Raw genomic sequence first — 25,365 nt, forward strand, 5'->3', positions numbered from 1 at the left:
GGCCGGCTGGCAGGAACCGATAGGATAAGACAGATACACCGGAGCCCCCATGCAAGAGCCCACCCCCGAATATCTCCCCCCGCTCGACCCCACCCCGGCCCAGGTCATCCCCCAGTCTTTTTTCATCGTCACCTGGACCCTCATCGCGCTCAACGTCCTCGTCTACGCCGCTATGTGCCTTAAGGGCATCTCCCCCATCAGCCCCACCTCCACCGACGTCCTCCCCTGGGGAGCCGACTTCGGCCCGCTCACCCTTACCGGCGAATGGTGGCGCATCCTCACCTCCACCTTCCTCCACTTCGGCATCCTGCACATCGGGATGAACATGTACATCCTCTACCAGGTCGGCCCCTTCACCGAGCTCCTCTACGGCCGCACCCGCTTCCTGATCCTCTACCTCCTCGCCGGCCTCGGCGGCAGCATCGTCTCACTCGCCATCCACCCCCTCACCACCTCCGCCGGAGCCTCCGGAGCCATCTTCGGGGTCTACGGAGCCCTGCTCGCCTTCCTCGTCGTCCAGCGCGGCATCATCCCGGCCGAGCGCTCGAAATCCATCGCCCAGTCCGCCGGCGTCTTCCTCCTCTACAACCTCTTCTTCGGCCTCTCCAGCAAGACCACCGACCTCTCCGCGCACGGCGGAGGCTTTGTCGCGGGCTTCCTCTGCGGCGTCTTCCTCGCCCGCCCAGCCGTGGCTGGAACCCGCCGTCTGCCCGTCGCGCGCACCGCAATGGTCGCCCTCGCCGGCCTTACCATCGCCGTCATCAGCCTCCAGGCCCTCGCGAAACACGATCACTTCGAAGGCGGACTCTACCGCGAGTTCATGCTTAGCCCTCACGTCCCCTTCGGCGACAAGGGCACCATCCTCTACAGCGGCTCCGCCACCAAAGCCGAGGCTCAGAGCCTCTCTCAGGCTCTCGCCCAAATTGACGATTTCAAGAACTCCAACATCGACCTGCTCCTCCTCAAGCGCAACGGCCACACCGACGTCTTCTACATGGTGAACGACAAGGCCGCTTCGAGCGCCGATGTCGCCGCCGCGGTCGGAGAAGCCACGCGCCACGTCGCCTCCTCCATTGGAGGCCTACCCATCACCGCCCACCTCGTCGACGAGGAGCTCCAGGACCGCACGTCCATCCCCGTCGAGTAGCGCATCCAATCCCGAGGAGGGAAGCGAAGTGCCCGAAGGCGACACCATCTACCGAGCCGCCCGAGCCCTCGCCAAGGCGCTCGAAGGCAAGACCGTCACCGCCTTCGACACCGGCTTCGCCCACCTCGCCCGCATCCATGACGACGCTCCCATCCCCGGCCGAACCGTAGAAAAGGTGGAACCCCGCGGCAAGTGGCTCCTCATCCGCTTCTCCGGCGATCTCATCCTCGTCTCCCACATGCTCATGAGCGGCTCCTGGCACATCTACCGCAGCGGCGAAAAGTGGTGGATGGCCCGCTCCAAAATGCGCGTCGTCCTTGAGGTCGAGGGCTTCCAAGCTGTCCTCTTCAACGCCCAGATCGCCGAGTTTCACACCCAGCGCTCCCTCGAGCGCCACACCCAGATCCCCCAACTCGGCCCCGACATCCTCTCCGCCGCCTTCACCCCGCAGTCCGGCATCGACGCCCTCAGGAAACACGCCCGCGAGAACCCCACCGCCGAGGTCGGCGTCACCCTCCTCAACCAGCGCGTCATGGCCGGCTTGGGCAACGTCTACAAGTCCGAAATTCCCTTCAGCGCCGGCGTCAATCCCTTCCGCCCCATCGCCACCCTCTCGGAAAAAGAGATCGAGCACATCGCCGACCTCTCCCAGCGCTATATGCAGCTCAACGTCTCCCCCGAGGCTCCCGGCAAGCGCCAGACCACCGGTTCTATGGACCGCGAAGAACGCCTCTGGGTCTACGGTCGTCGCGGCGAGGAGTGCCGCCGCTGCGGAACCCTCATCCAGATGCGCAAACAAGGCGAACAGGCCCGCTCCACCTACTGGTGCCCCACCTGCCAGCCCTTCGCCGAAGCCCCCTCCGGCAACGCCACCCGACCTCGGAAACGCTACCGCCCCACCTGCTAAGAACAGAGAGCAAACGGAGAAAGACGGATGAGAACAATGCTGTTGCCTGTTTTTATCCGTCTCTCGTCCTTGGCATCCCCGTACTCTTTGCTTTTACTGGGGCACAGGCTGTGGAGCCGGAGCCGTATTCCCATACAGGTCCTGCACCAGCGTCTGCGGGCTCTCCCCCATCCTGCTGCACGTCGACTGCGGAGCCGTCCCATTCAGGAACGCCGCCGTAAACGCATTCGGACAGCTCGCATCCGCCAGCAATCCCGACGCCGTATCGATCCGGTAGTTCGTCACCCCATCCGGGGGCGTAAACGGCTTCGTATCCGAGTACTGCGGCAGCTTCACCGCGCGATTCATAAACTCCGCCCAGATCGGCGCCGCCGCAATCGCGCCCGACAGCTTCACGTCCGTATAGTCGTCGTTCCCGATCCACACGACGCAGATCAAATTCGACGAATACGCCGCAAACCACGCATCATGGCTGGTTCCCGTCTTGCCGGCTGCAGGAGCCGTAAAACCCAGCTTCCGCACCGCCGTCCCGTACCCGAAGTTCATCACGCCTTCCAGCAGTGACTGCGTCAGGTACGCAGCCCGTGGATCCAGCACCTGCCGCGCCTCCGGAGCAAAATCCGCAACGATATCCCCGTTCGCGTTCCGCACACTCGCCAGCATCCACGGATTCAGATGCACGCCGTTATTCGCGAACACCGTATACGCGCCCGCCATATCCACCGGCGTAGCGTCATACGAACCCAGCGACACCGCGGGCGTTCCACGTGCGGCCGAAATTCCGCTCGCCCGTCCCAGAGCCGCCACATTCTCAAACCCCACCTGCTGCCCCAGCGAGATCGTCGCATTGTTCAGCGAGTGCGCCAGCGCATAGATCGCCGTCACCACCCCGTGGTACTCATCCTTGTAGTTGCCCGGCGAGTACGTTTGCCGTCCGTTGTCGAACGTAAACGTCGTCGGCACGTCGTTCAGCTTCGTCACCGCCGTAAACGTCCCACCCTCCGGCAGCGACCGACCCTCCACCGACTGCGCATACGCCGTCGCATACACAAACGGCTTGAAGATCGACCCCGTAGGCCTCTTCGCCGTCGCATGGTTGTACTGGCTTACCCCATAGTTCCGCCCGCCCACCAGGGCCAGAATCTGCCCCGTATGCGGATTCAGCGCCACCAGCGAAACCTGCGGATACGTAATATCCGTCGCGCCCTTCTTATGCGCCTTCCGCACCATCTCGTCGACGTTCTTCATCCCCATGTCGACCGCCTCCGAAGCCACCCGCTGCAGCTCCGGGTCCAGAGACGTGTAGATCCGCAGGCTCTGGTGCGCCAGGTCCTGGTCGTTCACCCGCTGCACCAACTGGTCATGCACCAGGTCGACGAAGTAGGGTGCCTCGCTCGCATCCACATTCGGCGGAGCCAGCTTCAGCGGCTCCGCCTTCGCATGCTCCGCCTCCGTCGTCGTAATCGCGGTGGTCTCCACCATCGAGTCCAGCACCAGATTTCGCCGCTCCAGCGCCCGCTCCGGATGCTTATACGGCGAAAAGTAGTTCGGCCTCTGGATCATGCCCGCCAGCAACGCCGCCTGCGCCAGATCGAGCTGCTTGATGTCCTTGCCGAAGAATGCCTGCGAAGCCTCGCCAAATCCGTTGATCGAGAACGATCCCCTCTGCCCCAGGTTGATCTGGTTCGCATACATCTCGAAGATCTGCTGCTTCGAAAAGTGCGACTCCAGTTGGAACGAGATCATGATCTCCCGCAGCTTGCGCGTAATCTTCTTATCCGGCGAAAGAAAGAACCCGCGCGCCAGTTGCTGCGTCAGCGTCGATCCGCCGCAGCTCATCTTATGCGATACCACATCCACCACCGCGCACTTCGCAATACGCACAAAGTTCACGCCCGAGTGCTCGAAAAAACGCCGGTCTTCAATCGCGACAACGGCCTGCACCAGGTGCGGAGGAATCTCCTTGTACGTCACCAGCCGCCTCTTCGCCCTGCCCTTGTCCTCCGACAGCGCTGTAATCAGCAGAGGCTCCAGCTCATACGAACGCAGCGCCACCCCGTTCTCTGCCGTGATCGACTGAACGATATTGTCCTGCGTATTGATCGTCGCGCCATCGGTCGAGTGGTACGACTGTCTTCCCGGTTTGATCAGGATGTTGTCGCCCTTCAGCTCGAACTTGCCCAGCTCCGGATTCGAGTTGTATCCCGCCGTCCGCAACTGCTGCGCGATATACCCCGCCGTCAGGTGCTGCCCCGTCCGGATCTCATGCGGTGCCGCATAGATCTGCGCGACAGAGTTGAAAATCGGTCCCGCCGCCAGCCGGTCGTCGACTACCTTCTCATACTGGAAGTAGTAGTAAATAAAGACCGCCGTGAACACCAGCAGACCTGCCAGCGCCAGCACCACCACTCCGCGGAAGATGCTCGAAAAGAACCCGCGCGGTTTCCCGCCGGAGCCATACTTTACTTTCACAGCCAAAGTGAGTCTCGTTCCTGGCGCAGGCCCAACCCGCACCGGTAGAAAGTCCTGAAGTCACTCGAAAAAGTTGGATCAGGTTCGGACCGTGTCTTTCGCCAAATCGCGAAGCCCTGTCTCTGCTCTTACGTCATCTCACAACAACTGGCACTCCGGCCTGCACTCCCATTATCGCCGCTCAGGAGCCAATACGGCGATCCACACCGTGTAGTTCCGGATACCCACCCCGCCACAAAGTCGGGTGCCCCACATCTCATTTCTGAGATGTGGGTTTTCACGCCGCCACGAACTTTCAACGCGGCGGGTGGCTAACCGGACCAAAACGTACACCTGGAACGGATCACCAGAACTAAACGCTGGGTTCCGTGGCTTCGAGAGCACTCCCCAACAATCCGGAGATCGCCGCAATCGCTACGTTCGTGCTCGTCCCCTTCAGCCGGTCCACAAGCTCCAACAGCCCTTCGGCGACGCCGCGTCCGACATTCACGCGATATGGAATCCCGATCAGATCCGCATCCTTGAACTTCACCCCGGCCCGCTCGTCCCGGTCATCCAGCAGCACATCGAACCCCGCCTTGGTCAGGTCGGCCGCCACCTGCTCGCCCGCAGCCAGCAGCGCAGCCTCCGACACGTTCGTGACCGTAACCACCACCTGGAAGGGAGCGATCGAAGCCGGCAGCGCATACGCCCCGCCATTCTTCGCCGCCGAGGTCTCAATGGCAGCCGTCAGAATCCGCTCCACCCCGATCCCGTAGCATCCCATGATCGGCATCGTCTCCTTGCCGTCCTTGTTCAGCACGGAAGCGCCCATCGCTTTGGTGTACTTGTACCCCAGCTTGAAGATGTGCCCAATCTCGACCGCCTTGCCCAGCCGTAGCGGCAATCCGCCAATCGGATCGGCCTCCCCTTCGAGAATGTTCCGCACATCAGCCGTCATCGTAGGCGTAAAGTCCCGCCCCGGAGTCACATTGCGGTAGTGATAATCCATCTGGTTCGCTCCGGCGACGAGGTTCTTCCGCCCATCCAGCCCCGGATCGAGCACCACAATCGTCTTCAGGCCCTCCTCGGGATTCGCCCGGAACACCCCCTTGACCTTATCGACGGCCTTACCCGAGTTCAGCCCATTCAGCGAACCCTGCGTCATCACCTCGGCAATCCCGACCGGCCCAAGGTACCCGGCAGGTCCACCGATATAGACCGCCAGTTCCTCCGGCAACATCGGCCGCAGCTCCGCGACACCCGTCACCGCACACAGCTTGGTCTCATTCACCTGGTGGTCGCCCCGCAAAAACGCCGCAATCGGACGCAGCGGATCGCCCGCCTTCGACGGAATCCCCATGAACGCCACGCACTTGATGTCCTGCGAAGGCAGAATCCCCAAGAACTCGCAGATATCCGCGATCGCGCCCTTACCCGGCGTAAACACCAGCTCCGGCATCCCATCGCCCGTCGCCGGCAGGTCCTCCACCGGTGCCAGCACCGAGACCGCCTTCTCCAGGTTCGCCGCATACCCGCTCGGTGACGATGCTATCAAATCCTCGCCCGCCTCCGTATAGACCATGAACTCCTGGGACTGCGATCCGCCCATCGAGCCCGAATCCGCCTCAACCGCCACGAACTCCAGCCCGCACCGCTCGAAGATCCGCCGATACGCCGCGTCGTGCTTCATGTAGCTCACGTCCAGCCCCGCCTCGTCGATATCGAACGAGTACGAGTCTTTCATCGTGAACTGCCGTACCCGCAGCAGACCTGACTTCGGCCTCGGCTCATCGCGGAACTTCGTCTGAATCTGGTACCAGATCTGCGGCAACTGTTTGTAGCTCTGCAGTTCCTTGCGCGCAATGTCCGTCATCACCTCTTCGTGGGTCATGCCCAGGCACAGGTCCGCGCCCTTCCGGTCCTTCAACCGGAACATATTCTCACCCATCCCAGCCCAGCGTCCGCTCTCTTCCCAGATCTCCCGCGGCAGGATCGTCGGCAGAAACATCTCCTGGCCAATCTTGTCCATCTCCTCCTGGATAATGGCAACGATCTTCTTCACCGACCGGTTGCCAAGAAAGAGATACGAGTAGATGCCCGCGCCCAGTTGGCGCACATAACCGCCGCGCAAAAGCAGCTTGTGGCTGGCGACTTCAGCATCGGTGGGAGCTTCACGAAGAGTGGGGATAAACAGTTGGGACCAACGGTGCATAACGATCCTGATACCTTCCGGAGAACTGATCAAAAATGGTTTTTATCGAACAACCTCATTCTAGGCGTTGGCCATCCGACTTGCACACCGCACGACTTTCATCGCTTGCGAGTTCTATCGAAAGAATGCCACCTGACACAAATTCAACTGACAATTTCACATGTGTGTGATACGCGACAGACTTAAGGAATCGCGACGAGTAGCTTTAGTCCTGACATCCGCAAAAGACGACTGAGACCGGTATCCCGCCGGAGCCATAGACGCCCGCCGCTGAGACATTTTGTTAGGAAAGAGTGAGTTGATAACCGACCTCCCCGTGCCACGCAGCAATAGGCCACGCAACCTGATCCTGTCGAGACTTCCTGAAGAGCAATTTCAGGCGCTCGTCCGTTTCCTCATCCCCGTGGAACTGCCGCTCAACATGCAGCTCTCACTCCCCAACCAGGTTGTGGAGTCCATCTACTTTCCCATCAGCGGTCTCATCTCCACCGACGCCCTCACGGAAAAAGGAGAGTCGGTCGAAGTCGGCCTGGTCGGACGCGAGGGCTTCTCCGGACTCTGCGCCCTCCTCGGCCACCCCCAGATGTCGCACTCTGTCGTCATGCAGGGTGCCGGTGCCGGCTTCCGCATCCGCGCTTCCATCCTCCGCGAGGAGTTCCTCAAGGGCGGCCCCTTCGCCCAGATGGTCTACGACTTCGCCTACATGCAGATGGTTCAGATGACCCAATCCGTCCTCTGCAACCGCATGCACGCCGTCGAAGCCCGCCTCGCCCGCTGGCTCCTCACCTCCGCCGACCGCACCGAGTCCAACGAACTCATGCTCACCCAGGAGTTCCTCGCCCAGATGCTCGGCTCCCGCCGTTCCACCGTCACCGTGGCCGCCGGCGAACTCCAGCGTCTTCGCGCCATCGACTACAGCCGCGGCCGCATCCGCCTCATCGACCGTCCTCTGCTCGAATCCAAAACCTGCGAGTGCTACGGCATCGTCCGCGCGACCTACGACCGCATGCTCCCCAAAAACTACTAGTCTGCGGCAAAACCGGCGGCCAGGAAACGAACCGCGCGAGTCCACGCACCCCGGACCGGCATCCACGTCACCGATAGATCCCCGCCCGCGCAGCGGGCCCATCCCGCAGGACAAACAAAAGCACCCTCCGTCTGTAACCAACATCAGACATATCAGTCGCATGTACAGGCGTAAACTGGTACGAGCCGTGTTTTCCCGGCGAGGAGTCTTCTGATGCGTAAGGTCGGTGTTTTGCTGGTAATGGTCGTAGGAATCAGCCTGTTGATCTGGGCCGGCGTGCATAATCGCCGCGCCAGTACCAAAGCCATGCAGGAGGCCAGCGCCAACCGCGTCATCCTCACCAAGGATGTCCCCGGCCAGACCGCCGCCGCCATGAGCGGCAACTCCGCCGGAACCTTCAAGGGCAAGCCTGCCCCCGCCTTCACCCTCGTCAACTCCGAGGGCAAGAAGGTCTCGCTCTCCGACTACAAGGGGCGCCCCGTTCTCATCAACTTCTGGGCCACCTGGTGCGCTCCCTGCAAGCTCGAGATGCCCTGGTTCGAGGAGTTCCACAGCAAATACAAAGACTCCGGCTTCGAGATCCTCGGTATCGCTGAAGACGACGCCCCCAAGGACGAGATCATCAAGACCGCCAGGAAGACCGGCGTCTCCTACCCCATCCTCCTGACGGATAACAAGGTCGCCAACCTCTACGGCGGCGTCGACTCTCTCCCCACCTCCTTCTACGTCGACAAAACCGGCACCATCGTCGAAGAGACCGTAGGCCTCGCACCCAAAGACGAGGTCGAAGCCAACATCAAGAAGATCATCGGCGCCGCCGCGCAGCCAGCAGGAGCCGGCCAGTGATCGCCCGCGCTCTGCTCCTCGGTGCCGCTCTCCTGCAGCTCAACGTCATGGACGCCCCGCCCAAGCCCAAGGGCTACGTCGTCTACGCCTCCGACCAGCAGACGGTAAAGCCCAACAAGAAGTCCGTCGTGGAACTACGCTTCCAGGTTATCGACGGCTTCCACGTAAACTCCCACACCCCCAAGTCCGAGCTCCTCATCCCCACCAACCTGAAGCTCAATCCAGCCGAAGGAATCAAGCCCGGCCCCATTGAGTACCCCAAGGGCACCGAATACAGCTTCAGCTTCGACCCCAATGAAAAACTGGACGTCTACTCCGGCACCTTCACCGTCAAGCTACCTGTAGAGGCCACCCCCGGCGAGCACGTCCTCGAAGGCACCCTCCGCTATCAGGCCTGCGACCACGCAGCCTGCTACCCACCGAAAACCCTGCCGGTCAAAGTGATGGTCGTCGCCAAGTAACGGTGGTGCGCTATCGCCATGAAAATCCGCCTCAACCCCGAGCACGCAGCCATGGTCCAGGCCGGAATTGAGCCCGGACGTTTCGCCAGCGGAGAGGATTACATAGCGGAAGCAATTGAGCTTCTCGATTTGCGCCTCGCGTTCGACGAAGAGCGTCGGCTTCTCACCGAGTCGATCGCCCAGGGCGAACGCGGTGAGGTTTTCACCCAGGAAGAGATGGAGCGCGATCTGGACGAGCTCAGGGAGCAGTGGTTCGCCCGGCGCCAGCCCGCCGCATGAATCGGTACGTTCTTACCTGGATCGCACGACGCGATATCCGTTCCATCTGGCTTTAGATCGCAGACGACAGTCCAAAGCATGCTGACTCGTGCGCCGTGCGGTCCTTGAAACATCCCAGTTCGCCGACCGGAGTTTTCAGAAAGCACAACACGCATCTTGGTCGTCGCCCGTTACGAAGATACTCAGTGGTCTTCGAACCAAAGGCAAAGCCGTTGAGGATCGTGAGGATACTCAACGGCTATCGGGATTTCTCAAGAATTCGCTTGGCGGAGTAGCCCTTACTTCCGCTGCAACAACATCTTCTTCTGCCCATCCACAAACCGCCGCACCCGATCCAGCGATCTTGCCTTCCCAAACACAATCAAGCTCTCCAGCAGCGGCGGACTCGCCGTCTTCCCCGTCAGAATCGCGCGCAGCAGCATGAAGTTCTCCTTCACCGACCACTCCTTCGCGAGTCCCAGCTCCTTCATCGCCGGCTCAATCGCCGCGACCGTCCACTCCGTCGCCTCCAGCACCGCCAGCAGCTCCCCGGCAAACGCAATCGTCTCTTCGATCGTCCGCTTCTTCGGCACAAACACCTCCGCCGAAGGCATCACGTTGTCCGAGAACAGGAAGTCCGTCAGATCTCCCACCTGACCCATCGTCTCGATCCGCGTCTGGACCAGTGGCACCAGCTCCTTCAAAAACGCATCCGAGAACACCGTCTCCCGCATCTTCCCGAAGAAAGCCTCAGGCGTCAGCGCCCGCAGATACTCTCCGTTCAGCCACTTCAGCTTCACCAGGTCGAACACCGGCCCACCCAGCGAGATCTTCGCGAACGAAAACCGCTCGATCATCCCCGCCAGATCGAACATATCCGCTGTAGCGGCCTTCGACTTATCCTCAATCGTCCCCGACGTCTGCGGCATCCCTCCGCCCATCAGCCCCAGGAAGTTCAGCAGAGCCTCCGGCAGATATCCCGCCTGCCGGTAGAAGATCAGCGAAACCGGATTCTTCCTCTTAGAAATCTTCGACTTATCGATATTCCTCAGCAGCGGCATATGCCAGAACTTCGGCACATCCCACCCAAACGCCTTGTACAGCAGCACATGCTTCGGCGTCGAAGAGATCCACTCCTCCGCCCGAATCACGTCCGTAATCTTCATCAAGTGGTCGTCGACGACATTCGCCAGATGGTAGGTCGGAAACCCATCCGACTTCATCAGCACCTGGTCGTCGACGTTCGTGTGGTCGAACGTAATCTCCCCGCGCAGCTCATCGCGAAATGTCGTCGAGCCCTCCGCCGGCACCTTCAGCCGAATCACCGAAGCCCGCCCTTCAGCCTCATACGCCGCAATCTGCTCCGCCGTCAGCTCCCGGTGCGCGCCGTTGTACCGCGGCGGCAGCTTGGCCGCCAACTGCGACTTCCGCAGAGCCTCCAGCTCCTCCGCCGTCTCGAACGACTTATACGCCGTGCCGTTGTCCAGCAGCTTCTGCACATACTCCCGATAGATCGCGGTCCTCTCCGACTGCCGGTACGGCCCATACGGCCCACCCACATCCGGACCCTCGTCCCACTCCAGCCCCACCCACTTCAGCGCCTCGAAGATCTGCTGTTCGGAGGTCGCCACAAACCGCGCCCGGTCCGTATCCTCAATCCGCAACACAAACTGCCCGCCCCTCTGGCGCGCATACAAAAAGTTCAAAAGCCCAATATAAGCAGTCCCCACGTGGGGGTCGCCGGTTGGAGAAGGAGCGATACGGACACGAGTTGGAGCAGAAGCAGAAGTCGTCATAAGGTCACCTTCGATGTTACCAGTCCGCTTTTGTCTTTGTTCTGCCTCCTGGTCGTCGGGACGAAGCTGACAACCCACCTCGAACCTACCCTTGGATAAGGCCACCGTGTATCCTCGCAGTAGTCCACCCAGGAGAACCATGCTGAAACGGCAACAGGAAAGAACGTTGCAACTCCTGTGCCTGCTCGCGTGCCTGACGGCTGGCCCCATCCTCCACGCCCAGGCGCTCCTCTTGGACGAAGCCCTCCCTGAAGCCCCCGGCTTTGAACAACTGCAATCCACCCTCACCGGCACCGTCAAGGACATCCACGGAACCCCCGTCGAGTCCGCTCGCGTCACCCTCACCGGTCCCACCCGCACCCCGCAAACCACCCTTTCCACCGCCGATGGCCGCTTCCGTTTCGACGCCATCCCACCCGGCCCCTACACGCTCACGGTCAAGGCCGCCGGCCTCGCCATCACCGGGGCCTCCGGAATCGCCAACCCCGGCGAAACCACCGAAGCCCCCGCTTTTGCCCTCCCGCTCACCGCCGCCCAGGCCACCATCGATGTCGTCGCCTCCCGGGAAGACGTGGCCGCCGCCCAGGTTGAAGTCGAAGAGAAGCAGCGCGTCCTCGCCATCTTTCCCAACTTCTACGTCACCTATATCCAGAATCCCGCACCCATGACGGTGAAGCAGAAGTTCGGCATGGCCTGGAAGACCTCCATCGATCCCGTCTCCTTCCTGATGACCGGCGTCGTCGCCGGCATCGAACAGGCCGGCAACACCTACTCGGGATACGGCCAGGGAGCCGCCGGTTACGGCCGCCGCTACGGTGCCTCCTACGGCGACGACACCATCAGCACCTTCATCGCCGGAGCCATCCTGCCCTCGGTCCTCCACCAGGACCCCCGCTACTTCTATAAAGGCACCGGCTCCATCAAATCCCGCGCCTGGTATGCAATCCGGTTCGTCGGCATCTGCAAAGGCGACAACGGCAAGTGGCAGCCCAACTACTCCAACGTCTTCGGCAACCTCGCCACCGCCGCCATCTCCAACGCCTACTACCCCGCCGAGAACCGTGACGGCATCGGCCTCACCCTCGGCAACGCCCTCCTCGGAACCGCCGAGGGCGCCATCGGAAATCTCTTCCAGGAGTTCCTTGTCCGGAAGCTGACCCCCCACGTTCCCGACTACGGCGCCGTCGACAAACCCTGACACCGGACCGTCTCTTCCGGAAGGTGAGGTCAAGACGCTGGGGAAAACAAGGACATGCAAAAAACCATCTTTTTGCCACAAAATCCATGCAAATTTCCACATTTTACCGACCCGAAAACTGCAGTTAAAACCCGAAGAAACAGGGATAAAACCCGAAGATAATCCAAGGATTCACCACAAAAACCTGAAATTCCCCACAAATGCCAAAGAGAGAACGCTTCGTCTCCGGGTGATTGGTCAGACCTCTATGGCTGGGGGAACGGCACACACTTGCCTTCGCAGCCGTGGAAAGCTGTCAAGCGTTAGGATGCTGTGGGAGAAGATCGATGGGATACGACTTGCATATCGTCCGAACGCGCGAGTGGGCCGACGCCGAGGAAGAGCCCATTTTGCTGGATGAGGTCGAGGCGCTGGTCGCCGCCGACCCGGAGCTGCGCTGGTCTCCTTCGCTCGATTCGGTCGTCACGACCCCTGACGGCGCAGAGATTCGCTATCGAGCGGCACAGAACCCCGCCATTCAATGGAGGGAGATCTCTGCCTTTCGCTGGTCGGGAGATCAGATCGAGTGCAAGAATCCGACTCCAGAGCAGATCGTCAAGCTTGCGCAGATGGCTCGCGCATTGAACGCCTATCTCGTGGGTGACGACGGAGAGCTCTACGAGCTCAAGAAGAAGCTCTTCGGCGGCGAGAAGATCGTCATCACGAAGGAGTAAATCTCTATTTTAGAGCGAGATGCGCCTTGCGGACGTCGCTGGCGGTGAAGACGGAGAGGAAAGGAATCTCCTTGTCGACATCGGTGGGGATCTCGGCCAGGGCCTGCTCGATGTGGAGACGCCCACCCTGTTCCCGGTCGACGAGACAGAGGACGGCAACGACCTCCATGCCGGCATCGCGGGTGGCTTCGATCGCGGTGATGGTGGAGCCGCCGGTGGTGCAGACGTCGTCGACGATGACGACCTTGGCGCCGGTCTTCAGGAAGCCTTCGACGCGGCGACCGGTGCCGTGGGCCTTCTCGGTCTTGCGGACGAGGAAGCCGTGGATGAGCTGCGGCGGGAGGCCGAGCGCGTCGGGGTCGTCGGGATCTTCGTGGGCGTCTTCGGGGAAGAGTGCTGCTATCTCATTGTATTCATTGAGGGCCCAGGCGCTGGTCGTGGCCGTTGCCGTGACCAGCGGGTCGGCACCCATGGTGAGCCCGCCGACGGCTTCGGCCTCGGGAGCATGCTTGCGGATGAGATCGAGGAGTACCAGGCCTGCCAGACGTCCGCCCTCGGCGTGGAGGGTCGAGATGCGGCAGTCGATGTAGTAATCGGACTTCTGCCCGCTTGCCAGCGTGAAGTCACCCAGCTTGAACGAGTGGGTGGCGATGAGGTCAAGGAGGGCTTGGCGGTTGGCTTTTTGCTCTTCGGTCTGGCTCATGACGGTTGGTTTTATTCTATGCGATCCCCATTTTGGTCAGACCACTTTGCCCGAACATGCTGCCTGACTGCCCTCGCCTCAGGGTATTTTGCACTATAAATGGTGCATCGCTCGTCTTGCATGAAACCCGCGTCTTTCTTGGCCGAAACGATCTATCTTCGGCATTTGTGGTGGATTTCAGGTTTTTGTGGTGATTCTTAGGGTTATCTTCGGGTTTTATGCCTGTTTCTCTGGTTTTTACCTGCAGTTTTCGGGACGGTAAAACGTGGAGAAATGCATGGATTTTGTGGCCAAATGATGGTTTTTGCATGCACGGAAAAAGGCGCGGCTTTGAGCCGCGCCTTTGGGACGAAAATTTTGTTTTCGGGTTACGAGATGACTGGTGCGAACGAGACCAGAAGCGTAACGAAGATGATGCCGAAGAGGATCAGACCGAATCCCCAGTGCTTCTCGATGAAGTGGTCCCCGTGCGGTGCGCTCATGCTGAAAATCCTCCTTGGACAACTCAAATCCTAAACGAAAGCGGGGCGCGGCTCAATCGGGAGTCGCCGGGTCGGGGTTTGGCATCGAACGAGCATGACTCGAACGGCATTGATCGCAGGCGTGACTGGCATCGTTGGCAACAATCTGGCAGATCGTTTGCTGGGGCATGGGTGGCAGGTGGATGGGCTGGCCCGGAAGGCTGTGGGGATTCCGAAGGGTACGCGCTTTGTGGCGGCTGACCTGACCGATCCGGCTTCGCTGGTCCGGGAGCTGGCTGGTTCGAAACCCACTCACGTGTTTTTTACGTCGTGGTTGCGGCAGGCTACGGAGGCGGAGAATATCCGGGTGAACTCGGCGATGGTGCGGAACCTGCTGACGGCGCTCGAGCCGGCCGGCTCCGTCGAGCATGTGGCTCTGGTGACCGGATTGAAGCACTACCTCGGGCCGTTTGAGAGCTACGGGAAGGGTGTGCTGCCGGCCACTCCGTTTCGCGAGGATCAGGAGCGGCTGCCGGTCGAGAACTTCTACTACGCGCAGGAGGATGAGGTGTTTGCTGCGGCGGAGCGGCAGGGGTTCGGTTGGAGCGTGCATCGTCCGCACACGATCATTGGGTATGCGGTGGGGAATGCGATGAACATGGGCGTGACGCTGGCGGTGTATGCGACGATCTGCCGGGAGACGGGGATGCCGTTTGTGTTTCCGGGCTCGGCGACGCAGTGGGAGAGCCTGACCGATATGACGGATGCGGGGCTGCTGGCGCGGCACCTGGAGTGGGCCTCGACGACGCCCACGGCGCGGGACCAGGCGTTCAACATCGTGAATGGCGACGTGTTCCGGTGGAAGTGGATGTGGGCGCGGATCGCCGGGTACTTTGGGCTGGAGCCGGCTGCGTTTGCGGGCGAGGGGATTCCGTTGGAGACGCAGTTGGCGAGCGCGGCGCCGGTTTGGCAGGGGATTGCGGAGAGGCATGGGCTGGCGGAGCCGGATATGACGCGGCTGGTTTCGGCGTGGCATACGGATGCGGATCTGGGGCGGCCGATCGAGGTGGTGACGGATATGGGGAAGAGCCGGCGGATGGGTTTTCTGGACTACGAGTCGACCGACGAGAGTTTCTTCCGTCTGTTTGGGCGGTTGCGGGCGGCTCGCTTGATTCCCTAGAGTCGTCCTGGGCGTTTGGCTTTGAGGTTGATCTGGGTTCAGCGCGGGCGATCCGCGTGTCAGCGAGCCTTTGGCCCACGCTCGTTCGATCATCCGCCTTCTTCTCCTTCGGAATCCCTTTTCACCCCAAACAAATTCCCGCACCGATTTTGATCCTGCGTACCGACCCGACTCGCTTGCATCCACCCGCAATGCAGGGCATCCAAGTAAGCTGGTAGACGACCATGATCCTCCTGACCCGCAAAGCCGAATTCTCCTCCGCGCACTTCTACTGGGTTGACGCCTGGACCCCCGAGGAAAATGAACGCGTCTTCGGCAAGTGCGCCAACCGCAACGGCCACGGGCACAACTACACTCTCGAAGTGACCGTGGGCGGCGAAGTCGACCCCGTCACCGGCTTTGTCGTCGATCTGAAGCTCCTGAAAGACATTCTCGAGAAGGAAGTCGTGAGCGTTTACGACCATCGTCACCTCAACTACGAGGTTCCCGAGTTCGCCTCGACCGTTCCGACGACGGAAAACATCGCGATCGCGATCTGGCGCCGCCTCGACGGCAAGATCCCGCATTCCACCCTTCATCGCGTCCGTGTTTACGAGATGCCCGATCTCTTCGCCGACTTCTACGGAGAGTCCAAGTGAAGGCTCATCTGAATCGCCGCTATCACTTGTCCGCGAGCCATCGCCTCCACGCCCCGGAGTACGACGAGGCCACGAACCGTGCGATCTTCGGCAAGTGCAACAACCCCTTCGGCCACGGTCATAACTACATCGTCGAGGTGTCGATGAGCGGCCCGGTCGATCCGGTTACCGGCATGGTGTGCAACCTTGCCGATCTCGACGCCTTTGCCGCGCAGCATCTTCTGGAACGCTTCGATCACCAGAATCTCAACACTGTCGCCCCTTTCGACGGCGTCGTTCCCACGACGGAGAACTTCGCCATCGAGATCTACCGCGTTTTCCAACCGTTCCCGCATGCCCATCTTGAGCGCGTACATGTCGAAGAGACAGGCAACAATTCCTTCGACTACGCCGGCCAATAACGAAAGGCAACCATGCTCGCCCTACGACCTGAAGAAACTACAGAAGACCAGACGACTCTCTCCGCTGCCTCCACCCAGGAGATCTACCGCGAGCTCCTGCGGCGCATGGGAGAAGATCCCGACCGCGACGGTCTTCTCCGTACGCCGGAGCGCATGGAGAAGTCGACGGCGTTTCTTACGCAGGGATACACCCAGTCGGTCGAAGAGGTCCTTCACGAGGCGCTCTTCGACGTCGATTACGACGAGATGGTCATTGTGCGCGACATCGAGTTTTACTCGCAGTGCGAGCATCATCTGCTGCCCTTCTTCGGCAAGGCACACATCGCGTATGTGCCGCAGGGGAAGGTGATCGGTCTCTCCAAGCTGCCGCGCATCGTCGATGTCTTCGCTCGCCGCCTGCAGGTGCAGGAGCGCCTCACCCGGCAGATCGCCGAAGCGATTACGGGAGCCATCAACCCGCAGGGCGTCGCTGTGATCGTGGAGGCCGAACATCTGTGCATGATGATGCGCGGGGTCCAGAAGCAGAGTTCCGCAACGGTCACCTCTGCTATGCTGGGCGTCTTCAAGACGCAGCTTCAGACGCGGAACGAGTTTCTCTCGCTGGTGCGTACGGGACGTGGCAACCAACAGTGAACGGTCTTCTGATCCTCAATAAACCCTCCGGCATGACCTCGCACGATGTCGTGTCGATTGTGCGGCGTGCGACGGGCGAAAAGTCCATCGGACATCTTGGCACGCTCGACCCCATGGCGACCGGGGTGCTTCCTCTTTTGCTCGGGAAGTACACGCGGCTGGCGCAGTTTTTCGGTGCTGCGGAGAAGCATTACACGGGCCACATCCGCTTCGGTTTTGCGACCGATACCTTCGATGCCGAGGGCGTTCCTGTCGCCGAACCCAAAGCACTGACCCAAAGCCTGGCCGCACTGCAGCAGATGGCGACGCACTTCCACGGCACGATGGACCAGGTTCCGCCGGTTTACTCCGCGAAGAAGATCCATGGGGTTCCCGCGCACAAGCTGGCGCGTGCGGGTCTCGAAGCGCCGGTGAAGCCGGCCCGGATTACCATCCATCACTTCGCGCTTACCGGTCTTGAAGGCGATACGGCGAGCTTTGCGATGAGCATCTCCGCGGGAGGCTACGTGCGGTCGGTCGCGCATGAACTGGGCGAACTGGCGGGTACCGGAGCGCATCTCTCGTCGCTCTGCCGCACCCAGGCCGGAGCCTTCACGCTGGACCAGTCCATCACGATCGAGCAGCTCAAGACCCTGCCGCCTGCCGAGATCGAAAAGCTGCTGCCGCACCCCCGGCATCTGCTTCCGGACATGCCTGCCGTGACCGTAGATGAGCAACTGGCCGGACGCATGCGCAATGGCATGCAGGTCAATGTCCCGGATTTCTCGCATTCACCGCTCATCAAGGTCTTCACCTCTCCGACGGAGATGCTCTGCATCGCCAAACGCATCGCCGGGACCCTGGCTCAACCGATCGTCGTTCTCGGGTAGGCCGGATGGTGCGGTGAGGCAAGCGGCAACACAGGCGATGCGCGGCTTATTTCCTGAGCAGAGGCGTCACGTAAGGCAGCACGTTCTTCGCAACGACTTCGTTGCCCCTGGCGGTCGCATGCGTCCTGTCGCCCTGCATCATGCCCTCCACGCCGTAGACGTTCTGCAAGAGGAAGGGAAGCACGGGCAGATTGAACTGCTTGCCCAGCGAACTATAGTTGGCGGTGAACGCTTTGACGTAGTCCGGGCCGTAGTCGGGCGGCAGAGAGATGCCGGCGATCACGACCTTCGTCCCTGCAGCCTTCAGGCCGCTGAGGATCTTCGCCAGGTTGTCGCGTGTCGTCTCGGTCTTCAGTCCGCGCAGCCCGTCGTTTCCGCCGAACTCCACGACGACCACGGCCGGCTTCATGGCGACGATGCCCGCCAGACGCTCCACGCCATCCTTGCTGGTATTGCCGCTGACGCCTTCGTTTACGACACGGTACCGGTATCCCTCCGCGTCGAGATCCTTCTGGAGGTAATCGGGATAGCTCGCACCGGGATCTTCGCCGTAGCCGGCGGTAAGGCTGTCGCCGAAGCACACGATCAGAGGTCGGTTATCAGCCGCCGCGGGCGGTTCGGCGGAGGGCTCAGTCGCGGCTGGCTGCCGGACGGAGACGCGTGCGTCGAGCTCCGAGGCTGCCTGTGATGCTTTATCCGCACGACACCCGCCCAGAAACGGCACAACTCCCGCTAGAATCAGAACACCGAGTAAGCGCATATCTTCAAACTACCAGTTCTCCCCACTCTGGCAGAAGGGGAACCGGCGTGTACCCGTCCTCGTACCTTCAAGGAGAAACCTGTACGTGAGTGAAGCCCCGATGATTCTGGTTCAAGGCATTCGCAAGTCCATCCGCAACGGCACGCGCACAGTCGACATTCTCAAAGGGCTGGATTTCAGCGTCCCGCGCGGCCAGTTCGCCGCGATCATGGGCTCGTCGGGAAGCGGCAAATCGACGCTGCTGGGTCTCCTGGCCGGACTCGACACCCCCACTGCAGGCACGGTTTCGCTGAACGGGGTTGCGATCTCGTATCTGGCTGAAGACCAACTGGCGCAGGTTCGTGGCCGTACCATCGGCTTCGTCTTCCAGTCGTATCAACTGATTCCCACGTTGACGGCGCTTGAAAATGTCCTTCTCCCGCACGAACTGAACGCCGACTCTAAAGCTCCCGGGGGCTCCCAGAAAGACGGACTGGCCCGTGCCCGGCAACTCCTGACGGCGGTCGGCCTGGCGGACCGGATGGATCACTATCCGGTGCAGCTCTCGGGTGGGGAACAGCAGCGTGTGGCTCTGGCGCGGGCGTTTATTCTGCGTCCGCCGATTGTGCTTGCCGACGAGCCTACGGGCAATCTCGATACGGTGAATGGAGCCGCCGTGCTGAAGCTTCTGCTGGACCTGAACAAGGTGGAAGGCACGACACTGGTGCTGGTGACGCACGATCCTGTTCTGGCGACCTATGCCGACCGCCGGATTACGCTGCGCGATGGGCTTATCCTCTCCGACGAACTGACCCAGGCGGACTGACCACTCCGATGCCCAGCCTCTCTTTTCAATCCGCCGCCAAGATCGCCGCCCGCGAGATGCATGCTTCGCGGGGCAAGTTCACCTTTGTGCTGCTGTCGGTTGCGATCGGCGTGGCTGCGCTCACGGGCGTGCGGGGCTTTTCGAGCTCGTTCCGGGCGACCCTGCTTACGCACGCGCGATCCATTCTGGCGGCCGATTTGTCCGCACGGGCCTTTCGCCAGCCAAGCCCCGCCGAGATCAAGAGCCTCGCCGATGTCGAGGCCTCCGGGATCAAGGTCACTCCGGTGACGGAGCTGATGTCCATGGCTTCGGTGCCTGTCACCATGGATCCGCTTCTGGTCAGTGTGAAGGCGGTGGACCCATCGCGTTTCCCCTTTTACGGGACGGTGGATCTGGAACCCTCCATGAGCCTGTCCGCGGCGCTGACGCCCGATTCCGTGGCGGTTGGCGACGACCTTCTCCTTCGCCTTCATCTCGCGCTGGGCGACCAGCTCAAGATCGGCAATCGGACGTACAAGATCGCCGCCACGGTGCTGAATGAACCGGATCGGCTGTCGTCGAATTTTTCAGCCGGCCCGCGCGTGCTGATGTCGCGTGAAGCGCTCGACTCCTCGGGGCTGCTCGCCCCCGGCTCTCATGCAGGACAGCGCTTTCTCTTCAAGATGCCGCAGACGGGGCCGAACGGTACGGTGAACGACGCGGCGGTGCAGGACTTCAAGCTGAAGCTCGAAAAGATGCTGCCGGAGTCGCAGGTCGTCGACTATCGCGAGACCAACCCAGCCCTTACCCAGGGACTCGACCGCGCCACCAGCCTGCTTTCGCTGATGTCGCTGGTGGCGTTGGTTCTGGGAGCGATCGGCGTGGCCATGGCGATGCGCGCGCACCTCCAGCAGCGACTGGACACCATCGCGATCATGAAGTCGCTGGGAGCGCGTTCGAGCCAGGTGATCAAAATCTACCTGCTGCAGACGCTTCTGCTCGGCATCGTGGGCGGCCTGCTCGGCGTGGGTTTCGGCGTAGGCGTGCAGATGGCTCTGCCCGTCTTTCTTGCGAAACTCATCAACGTCGTGCCGGACCTGCACGTCGATCTTCGGTCGATTGCGACGGGATTGGGAGCGGGTGTGCTGACGACGCTTCTTTTTACGCTGCCGCCTCTGCTCGATATCCGCAATGTGCGGCCTATCCTCATCCTGCGCCGTGCGATGGACGAGTCCTCGGACGATCCGTTTGTCTCGGCGATCTTCCGCAAGCTCACACGCAACTATGCCCAGATCATCTCGGGTGCGCTTATTCTGGGTGGCCTCGGCGCGATCGCGACCACGCTTTCCGACTCCCGCGAGGTGGGCAAGTGGTTCACCATCGGCCTGGTCGTGGTGCTGTTCATCCTGCTTATCTCCTCCTGGGCCGTTCTACGCGCGCTCAAGTTCTTTTTGAGCAAGACGCGCCTCTCGCTGCCGTCTTCGCTTCGTCATGGACTCGCCAACCTGTATCGTCCGGGCAACCCCTCGGCGGCATTGCTGGCCGCGCTTGGCATGGGCGTCATGCAGATTATGACGGTGTATCTGGTGCAGCAGGCGGTGGTGAGTGAGCTTCATGTGGCCTCCGCGCCGAACCTTCCGAACATCTTCCTTGTGGACATGACGAACGAGGAGATCGGCGGCATTCGCACGCTGCTGACCAACGCTCCCGGGATTACCAAGGCGCCGGAGCTGCTGCCCGTGGTCTCTTCACGCATCACGGAGCTGAACGGCGTTCCCGCATCGCAGGCCAAGCTGACCAACATGCCCAAACGCATGCTCCAGTCGATGTCGCTGAGTTGGTCGGTGACGGGAGAGGCACCGGACGGCACGAAGGTGATCGAGGGCGCGTGGTGGACGCCGGAAGAGGCCGCGAACGCACACGATCATCCCGTTGTTGCCATCCAGAAGTATGTGGCCGACAGGCTGGGCCTGAAGGTCGGTTCGACCGTCACGTTTGCCGCGCAGGACTCCTCCTTTACCGCCCGGGTGACGGCAATCACCCGCTCCGATGGCCAGCATGCCTACGGGCGGGCCGAGTTCGTTCTGCCGCAGCAGGCGCTCGCCGGGCTGCCCACTGTCTGGTACGGCGGCGTCCATGTCGATCCCGCCCAGGTCGGCAAACTCCAGCGCATGCTCTATACGGCCTACCCCACGGTGACGGTCATCAACGTCGCGGCTGCGCTGGAGACGGTGCGCTCGGTCGTCGTGCAGATTACGTATGTCATCCAGTTTCTTGCGACGTTCTCCATCTTTGCCGGCATCATCATCCTTGCCAGCTCGATTGCCGGAACGCGCTACCGCCGGATGCGGGAGGTGGTTGTGCTGAAGACGCTGGGGGCTACCCGCGCGCGCATTGCGACCATCTTCTCGATCGAGTTCGCCGTCCTGGGCCTGATTGCCGGATTCGTCGGTATCGTCTTCGCCAACCTCATCGCGGACCGCCTGCTGCGTTCGCTCAGCGTGGCGTACGTTCACCTTTGGGGGACGTCGTTCGTCGCTTTGCTTGCGATCGCCGTCCTGACGGTGCTGACGGGATGGATCGCCAGTCATCGCCTGCTGGGCCAGAAACCGCTTGAAGTCCTGCGCGAGGAATAAAAAAGACTAGCCAAAGCTGATGGTTGAGGAGCATGCTCATTGCGAATTCAAGATCGACTCCAGATCTTGAGCAGGTGAGCGCATGTTCTACGACTTGCTGCCTTTGATCCTTATCCCGGTCGTTGCCGGAATCGCCATCATCTTCTGTTGTGTGAAAGACGGGAAACACCCTGTGGGGCAGGGTACGCGGCGTGGCCACTGGAGAGTGTGACCACGCCCGATTGCGTTAGGCTCTGACGGAGGCCGCGATTTTGCGGATCTTCGGGAGGACCTCGCCGAGCGATACGGCCTCGGCACCGGGTGTTCCGAAGGCGAAATAGACCGAGCGGTAGAGCTGGTAAAGCTCCTCGTATACGGCTACGGCGGCGGGGTCCGGGACGATTGTCCTGTACCCGAGGCAGAGCTTCGATTGTGCGGCCTCTACGCTTGGATACGCGCCGATCGCCAACATGGCGAAGATGCCCGAACCGATGCTGGTGGGGATGCCATCCGGCACCAGCACAGGCTTGTTCAGCACGTTCGCATAGACCTGATTCAGGACCGGCGAGTTCTGCGGGATGCCTCCGGCGTTGATGACGCGCTCGATCGGCACGCCGCCCTCTGCCATGCGTTCGAGGATGATCCGCGTATGGAAGGCTGTTCCTTCGATTGCGGCGAAGAGCTCGTCCTGTGCGGTGTGGATGAGGTTCCAGCCAAGCGTGATGCCGCCGAGTTCTGCGTTGACCAGCACGGTGCGGTCGCCGTTGTCCCAGCTCAGGCGAAGGAGGCCGGTCTGTCCGGGCTTGTAGGCTTCGAGGCCTTGGGCAAGCTCTTTGACGTTGGTTCCGGCGCGTTTGGCGATCGCCTCGAAGATGTCTCCGGTGGCGGAGAGGCCGGCTTCTACGCCGGCGTAGTCGGGATGCACGGATCCGGGGACTACGCCGCAGACGCCGGGGATGAGAGAGGCCTCCTTCTGCATGGCGATGATGCAGGTGGATGTGCCGACGACGTTGACGACGTCGCCTTCGCGGCAGCCTGCACCGATGGCGTCCCAGTGGGCGTCGAACGCTCCTACCGGAATCGGGATGCCGGGCTTTAGACCCATTTGGCTGGCCCAGTGTTCTGACAGGTGGCCGGCGACGTGGTCGGAGGTGAGGTACTCGCCGTCGAGCTTGGCTCGGATGCCGTCGAAGAGGGGATCGAGGGTGGAGAGGAAGTTCTGTGCAGGCAGGCCACCCCACTTTGGATTCCACATCCATTTGTGTCCCATGGCGCAGGCGCTGCGCTTCACGCGTTTGGGGTCTGTGATGCCGGCGAGGGTGGCGGCGACCATGTCGCAGTGCTCGAAGGCTGAAGCAAACGTTTTCCTGAGCTCCGGATTGTGCCGCAGCCAGTGCAGCAACTTGGCGAATCCCCACTCGTGCGAGTAGACGCCGCCGCACCAGTCGATGGCTTCGAGCTTCATCGCGTGGGCCAGTGCGGTGATCTGCTGGGCCTCGAGCTTGGCCCGGTGATCGCACCAGAGGTAGTAGTCGTCGAGGGGCTGCATCGTCTCGTCGACGAAGATCACGCTGGAGCCGGTGGTGTCGAGCGCGATGGCTTCGATGCTTGCGGGGTCGACGTTGCAGTCGGCGACGACCTGCTTCATGGCGGTGACGAGCGCGGCCATCTGCGCGTCATGGGACTGCGTGGCCTGGTCGGGGTTCTCGCGGGAACGCATGAGCGGATAGCCCGCCATCGCGGTTCCGATTCGGCCGTTTTCACTCAACAACGTTACCCGCACGCTCAACGTGCCGTAGTCCACACCTGCAACGATCGCCATAAGTTTGTTCGTCTCCAGAGGGCCAGTCTAATGGGCGCACTGCGGGGAGACAAATGGCGATATATCCTTTGGAATTTTATGCCTATTGACATGCGTGGAATGGCTCTCGTAGATTGCCCTTGCCGGTTCTAAGCGTGAAAGAGGATGGACATGAGTGTTGGGATGAATCTACGGATGGCAGCCTGGGTGTGTGTTGCCGGTATCGCGACGTCTTCGGCGTACGCCCAGGATGGAGGTCGCGCGGCGCGGAACAAGCCGAACGCGGCCCAGCAGGCAGGCATCACCAAGGACAACTCACGCCACTTCGGGGACGACCCGGACGACGGCGGGCCGATGGCGAAGTTGTCGCCCAAGCTGAATCGGGCAGCGGTGGATGCGGCCGCGCGGAAGGTGGCCGACTGGCAGCTTGCGCGGTCCGAGCCTTACTTCGACCGGATCTGGACGTGGAGCGTGCTCTACAACGGCTTTGTGGCCGCCTCGGATGCGATGGGCGATCCGAAATACCGCGACGCGATGGAGCGGATGGGCGCGAAGTACGAGTGGAAGCTGCGTTCCAAGACGCCGAATGCGGACGATCAGAGCGTTGGCGCGACGTATGAAGAGATTTTCATGAAGAAGAAGGACCCGGCGATGATCGCGCCGTTGCAGGCGGATTTGGACGCCGCTCTGGCGCGTCCCTTTGTGGCGAAGGATGACCTGCATGCGATTGAGTGGTGGTGGTGCGATGCGCTCTTCATGGCTCCGCAGGTGTGGGCTCGCATGTATGCGATTACGGGCGATAAGAAGTACATCACCTATCTCGACGACGAGTGGAAGAAGACGTCGGATCTCCTGTACGACAAGCAGGAGCATCTTTATGCCCGCGACAAGAGCTATCTGGGCAAGACCGAGGCGAACGGGAAGAAGATGTTCTGGTCGCGCGGCAACGGATGGGTGATGGGCGGGATCGCGCGGACGATGCCGTTCCTGCCGAAGGACGATCCGAACCGCGCCTTCTATGCGCTGCAGATGCGGGAGATGGCGGCGAAGGCTGCTTCGCTGCAGGGGAAAGACGGGCTCTGGCGTGCGGGTTTGCTGGATCAGGAAGACTACGATCAGCCGGAGGTTTCGGGATCGGCGCTGATGACCTACGGCATGGCATGGGGCGTGAACGAGGGGATTCTCGATGCGAAGGTCTATCGCCCGGTGATTGAGCGCGCCTGGAAGGGCATGCTGGCGCATGTGTACGCGGATGGGCGTCTCGGCTGCATTCAGCAGACCGGGGCGGAGCCTGCGCCGTTCAAGCCGACGGCGAGCTATACGTATGGCGTTGGTGGCTTTCTGCTGGCCGCGACCGAGATCCGCAAGATGGCGAAACACTAAGAGTGGATGTCCTTGCGGACGGGCCCGGTGCGCGCGGGGCGGTCACTTCGTGACGGGTGACTGCTTCGCGTGGTCCTCCCGCTGGCCGGGATCGGGATACATTGGCTCGCTCCGTTCG

At 61.5% G+C, this 25,365-nt stretch carries 22 protein-coding genes; 16 read left to right on the top strand and 6 right to left on the bottom strand.

What is annotated here, in order from left to right; genetic code table 11:
- Positions 1 to 49 precede the first annotated feature (49 nt).
- Together BM400_RS08335 and BM400_RS08340 are read left to right on the top strand one after the other, a co-directional pair.
- Positions 50 to 1,147, top strand: coding sequence for a rhomboid family intramembrane serine protease (locus BM400_RS08335; RefSeq protein ID WP_089838392.1), 1,098 nt, complete (start codon positions 50 to 52; stop codon positions 1,145 to 1,147).
- A 28-nt stretch (positions 1,148 to 1,175) separates the two neighbouring features.
- On the top strand, positions 1,176 to 2,054 hold the full coding sequence (locus BM400_RS08340) for an Fpg/Nei family DNA glycosylase (RefSeq protein WP_089838394.1): 879 nt from the start codon (positions 1,176 to 1,178) through the stop codon (positions 2,052 to 2,054).
- Positions 2,055 to 2,147: 93 nt separating this feature from the next.
- On the opposite strand, the gene BM400_RS08345 is transcribed toward BM400_RS08340, so the two are convergent.
- Positions 2,148 to 4,526, bottom strand: coding sequence for a PBP1A family penicillin-binding protein (locus tag BM400_RS08345; RefSeq protein WP_089841631.1), 2,379 nt, complete (start codon positions 4,524 to 4,526; stop codon positions 2,148 to 2,150).
- A 352-nt stretch (positions 4,527 to 4,878) separates the two neighbouring features.
- A complete protein-coding gene (locus tag BM400_RS08350) occupies positions 4,879 to 6,720 on the bottom strand; it encodes a proline--tRNA ligase (protein WP_089838396.1) in 1,842 nt (613 codons plus the stop codon).
- Between the two features lie 298 nt (positions 6,721 to 7,018).
- Between BM400_RS08350 and BM400_RS08355 the strand changes: the two genes are divergently transcribed.
- The 4 genes from BM400_RS08355 (at position 7,019) to BM400_RS08370 (ending at position 9,333) form a co-directional block, all read left to right on the top strand.
- The gene (locus tag BM400_RS08355; protein WP_245781753.1) at positions 7,019 to 7,747 is read left to right on the top strand and encodes a Crp/Fnr family transcriptional regulator; all 729 of its coding nucleotides are present in this window, start codon (positions 7,019 to 7,021) and stop codon (positions 7,745 to 7,747) included.
- Positions 7,748 to 7,960: 213 nt separating this feature from the next.
- Entirely contained in the window at positions 7,961 to 8,593 is a 633-nt protein-coding gene (locus tag BM400_RS08360) for a TlpA family protein disulfide reductase (protein ID WP_245781754.1), read from the top strand.
- Positions 8,590 to 9,054, top strand: a complete 465-nt coding sequence (locus tag BM400_RS08365) for a protein-disulfide reductase DsbD N-terminal domain-containing protein (RefSeq protein ID WP_245781755.1) — start codon at positions 8,590 to 8,592, stop codon at positions 9,052 to 9,054. The genes BM400_RS08360 and BM400_RS08365 overlap by 4 nt, the downstream gene beginning before the upstream one ends.
- Positions 9,055 to 9,072: 18 nt before the next feature.
- On the top strand, positions 9,073 to 9,333 hold the full coding sequence (locus BM400_RS08370) for a hypothetical protein (RefSeq protein WP_089838397.1): 261 nt from the start codon (positions 9,073 to 9,075) through the stop codon (positions 9,331 to 9,333).
- Between the two features lie 278 nt (positions 9,334 to 9,611).
- Here the strand turns inward: BM400_RS08370 and gltX are convergent, their stop codons facing one another.
- Positions 9,612 to 11,108 carry a glutamate--tRNA ligase gene (gltX, locus tag BM400_RS08375; RefSeq protein ID WP_089838399.1) on the bottom strand — a complete coding sequence of 499 codons (1,497 nt, stop codon included), beginning with the start codon at positions 11,106 to 11,108 and terminating at the stop codon, positions 9,612 to 9,614.
- A gap of 139 nt (positions 11,109 to 11,247) precedes the next feature.
- On the opposite strand from gltX, the gene BM400_RS08380 reads away from it, so the two are divergent.
- Positions 11,248 to 12,306: a carboxypeptidase-like regulatory domain-containing protein gene (locus BM400_RS08380; protein WP_089838402.1), complete on the top strand. Its 1,059-nt coding sequence runs from the start codon at positions 11,248 to 11,250 to the stop codon at positions 12,304 to 12,306.
- Positions 12,307 to 12,632: 326 nt separating this feature from the next.
- Complete coding sequence (locus BM400_RS08385) at positions 12,633 to 13,019, top strand: hypothetical protein (protein WP_089838404.1); 387 nt, start codon at positions 12,633 to 12,635, stop codon at positions 13,017 to 13,019.
- 4 nt (positions 13,020 to 13,023) lie between these two features.
- Here BM400_RS08385 and BM400_RS08390 read toward each other — a convergent pair whose 3' ends face one another.
- Positions 13,024 to 13,722 (bottom strand): orotate phosphoribosyltransferase, encoded by a 699-nt coding sequence (locus BM400_RS08390; RefSeq protein WP_089838406.1) that lies wholly within the window; start codon positions 13,720 to 13,722, stop codon positions 13,024 to 13,026.
- A gap of 576 nt (positions 13,723 to 14,298) precedes the next feature.
- Between BM400_RS08390 and BM400_RS08395 the strand changes: the two genes are divergently transcribed.
- The 5 genes from BM400_RS08395 (at position 14,299) to truB (ending at position 17,904) form a co-directional block, all read left to right on the top strand.
- Complete coding sequence (locus BM400_RS08395; RefSeq protein ID WP_089838408.1) at positions 14,299 to 15,363, top strand: SDR family oxidoreductase; 1,065 nt, start codon at positions 14,299 to 14,301, stop codon at positions 15,361 to 15,363.
- A 224-nt stretch (positions 15,364 to 15,587) separates the two neighbouring features.
- A complete protein-coding gene (locus tag BM400_RS08400) occupies positions 15,588 to 16,001 on the top strand; it encodes a 6-pyruvoyl trahydropterin synthase family protein (protein ID WP_089838410.1) in 414 nt (137 codons plus the stop codon).
- On the top strand, positions 15,998 to 16,402 hold the full coding sequence (locus BM400_RS08405) for a 6-carboxytetrahydropterin synthase (protein ID WP_089838411.1): 405 nt from the start codon (positions 15,998 to 16,000) through the stop codon (positions 16,400 to 16,402). Before BM400_RS08400 ends, BM400_RS08405 begins: the two co-directional genes overlap by 4 nt.
- Positions 16,403 to 16,414: 12 nt before the next feature.
- Positions 16,415 to 17,035: a GTP cyclohydrolase I FolE gene (gene folE / locus BM400_RS08410; RefSeq protein WP_089838413.1), complete on the top strand. Its 621-nt coding sequence runs from the start codon at positions 16,415 to 16,417 to the stop codon at positions 17,033 to 17,035.
- Positions 17,032 to 17,904, top strand: coding sequence for a tRNA pseudouridine(55) synthase TruB (truB, locus tag BM400_RS08415; RefSeq protein ID WP_089838414.1), 873 nt, complete (start codon positions 17,032 to 17,034; stop codon positions 17,902 to 17,904). The genes folE and truB overlap by 4 nt, the downstream gene beginning before the upstream one ends.
- Before the next feature lie 46 nt (positions 17,905 to 17,950).
- Here the strand turns inward: truB and BM400_RS08420 are convergent, their stop codons facing one another.
- Positions 17,951 to 18,664 (bottom strand): arylesterase, encoded by a 714-nt coding sequence (locus BM400_RS08420; protein WP_089838416.1) that lies wholly within the window; start codon positions 18,662 to 18,664, stop codon positions 17,951 to 17,953.
- Positions 18,665 to 18,764: 100 nt separating this feature from the next.
- Between BM400_RS08420 and BM400_RS08425 the strand changes: the two genes are divergently transcribed.
- Both BM400_RS08425 and BM400_RS08430 read left to right on the top strand, forming a co-directional pair.
- Positions 18,765 to 19,469: an ABC transporter ATP-binding protein gene (locus BM400_RS08425; protein WP_089838417.1), complete on the top strand. Its 705-nt coding sequence runs from the start codon at positions 18,765 to 18,767 to the stop codon at positions 19,467 to 19,469.
- A gap of 8 nt (positions 19,470 to 19,477) precedes the next feature.
- Positions 19,478 to 22,084, top strand: a complete 2,607-nt coding sequence (locus tag BM400_RS08430) for an ABC transporter permease (protein ID WP_089838420.1) — start codon at positions 19,478 to 19,480, stop codon at positions 22,082 to 22,084.
- Positions 22,085 to 22,310: 226 nt separating this feature from the next.
- Here the strand turns inward: BM400_RS08430 and BM400_RS08435 are convergent, their stop codons facing one another.
- Entirely contained in the window at positions 22,311 to 23,885 is a 1,575-nt protein-coding gene (locus BM400_RS08435) for a ribulokinase (protein WP_089838422.1), read from the bottom strand.
- Positions 23,886 to 24,035: 150 nt separating this feature from the next.
- On the opposite strand from BM400_RS08435, the gene BM400_RS08440 reads away from it, so the two are divergent.
- Positions 24,036 to 25,247: a glycoside hydrolase family 88/105 protein gene (locus tag BM400_RS08440; RefSeq protein ID WP_245781756.1), complete on the top strand. Its 1,212-nt coding sequence runs from the start codon at positions 24,036 to 24,038 to the stop codon at positions 25,245 to 25,247.
- The last annotated feature ends 118 nt before the right edge of the window (positions 25,248 to 25,365 follow it).

Origin of the sequence: Granulicella pectinivorans (genome assembly GCF_900114625.1) — a bacterium.
Classification (GTDB): Bacteria; Acidobacteriota; Terriglobia; order Terriglobales; family Acidobacteriaceae; genus Edaphobacter; species Edaphobacter pectinivorans.

Bases quoted from the DNA above. Each gene is read 5' to 3' on its own strand.
- BM400_RS08335 (WP_089838392.1), top strand. From the start codon at position 50: ATGCAAGAGCCCACCCCCGAATATCTCCCCCCGCTCGACCCCACCCCG.
- BM400_RS08350 (WP_089838396.1), bottom strand. From the start codon at position 6,720: ATGCACCGTTGGTCCCAACTGTTTATCCCCACTCTTCGTGAAGCTCCC.
- BM400_RS08360 (WP_245781754.1), top strand. From the start codon at position 7,961: ATGCGTAAGGTCGGTGTTTTGCTGGTAATGGTCGTAGGAATCAGCCTG.
- BM400_RS08370 (WP_089838397.1), top strand. From the start codon at position 9,073: ATGAAAATCCGCCTCAACCCCGAGCACGCAGCCATGGTCCAGGCCGGA.
- gltX (WP_089838399.1), bottom strand. From the start codon at position 11,108: ATGACGACTTCTGCTTCTGCTCCAACTCGTGTCCGTATCGCTCCTTCT.
- BM400_RS08380 (WP_089838402.1), top strand. From the start codon at position 11,248: ATGCTGAAACGGCAACAGGAAAGAACGTTGCAACTCCTGTGCCTGCTC.
- BM400_RS08385 (WP_089838404.1), top strand. From the start codon at position 12,633: ATGGGATACGACTTGCATATCGTCCGAACGCGCGAGTGGGCCGACGCC.
- BM400_RS08390 (WP_089838406.1), bottom strand. From the start codon at position 13,722: ATGAGCCAGACCGAAGAGCAAAAAGCCAACCGCCAAGCCCTCCTTGAC.
- BM400_RS08395 (WP_089838408.1), top strand. From the start codon at position 14,299: ATGACTCGAACGGCATTGATCGCAGGCGTGACTGGCATCGTTGGCAAC.
- BM400_RS08400 (WP_089838410.1), top strand. From the start codon at position 15,588: ATGATCCTCCTGACCCGCAAAGCCGAATTCTCCTCCGCGCACTTCTAC.
- folE (WP_089838413.1), top strand. From the start codon at position 16,415: ATGCTCGCCCTACGACCTGAAGAAACTACAGAAGACCAGACGACTCTC.
- BM400_RS08420 (WP_089838416.1), bottom strand. From the start codon at position 18,664: ATGCGCTTACTCGGTGTTCTGATTCTAGCGGGAGTTGTGCCGTTTCTG.
- BM400_RS08425 (WP_089838417.1), top strand. From the start codon at position 18,765: ATGATTCTGGTTCAAGGCATTCGCAAGTCCATCCGCAACGGCACGCGC.
- BM400_RS08430 (WP_089838420.1), top strand. From the start codon at position 19,478: ATGCCCAGCCTCTCTTTTCAATCCGCCGCCAAGATCGCCGCCCGCGAG.
- BM400_RS08435 (WP_089838422.1), bottom strand. From the start codon at position 23,885: ATGGCGATCGTTGCAGGTGTGGACTACGGCACGTTGAGCGTGCGGGTA.
- BM400_RS08440 (WP_245781756.1), top strand. From the start codon at position 24,036: ATGAGTGTTGGGATGAATCTACGGATGGCAGCCTGGGTGTGTGTTGCC.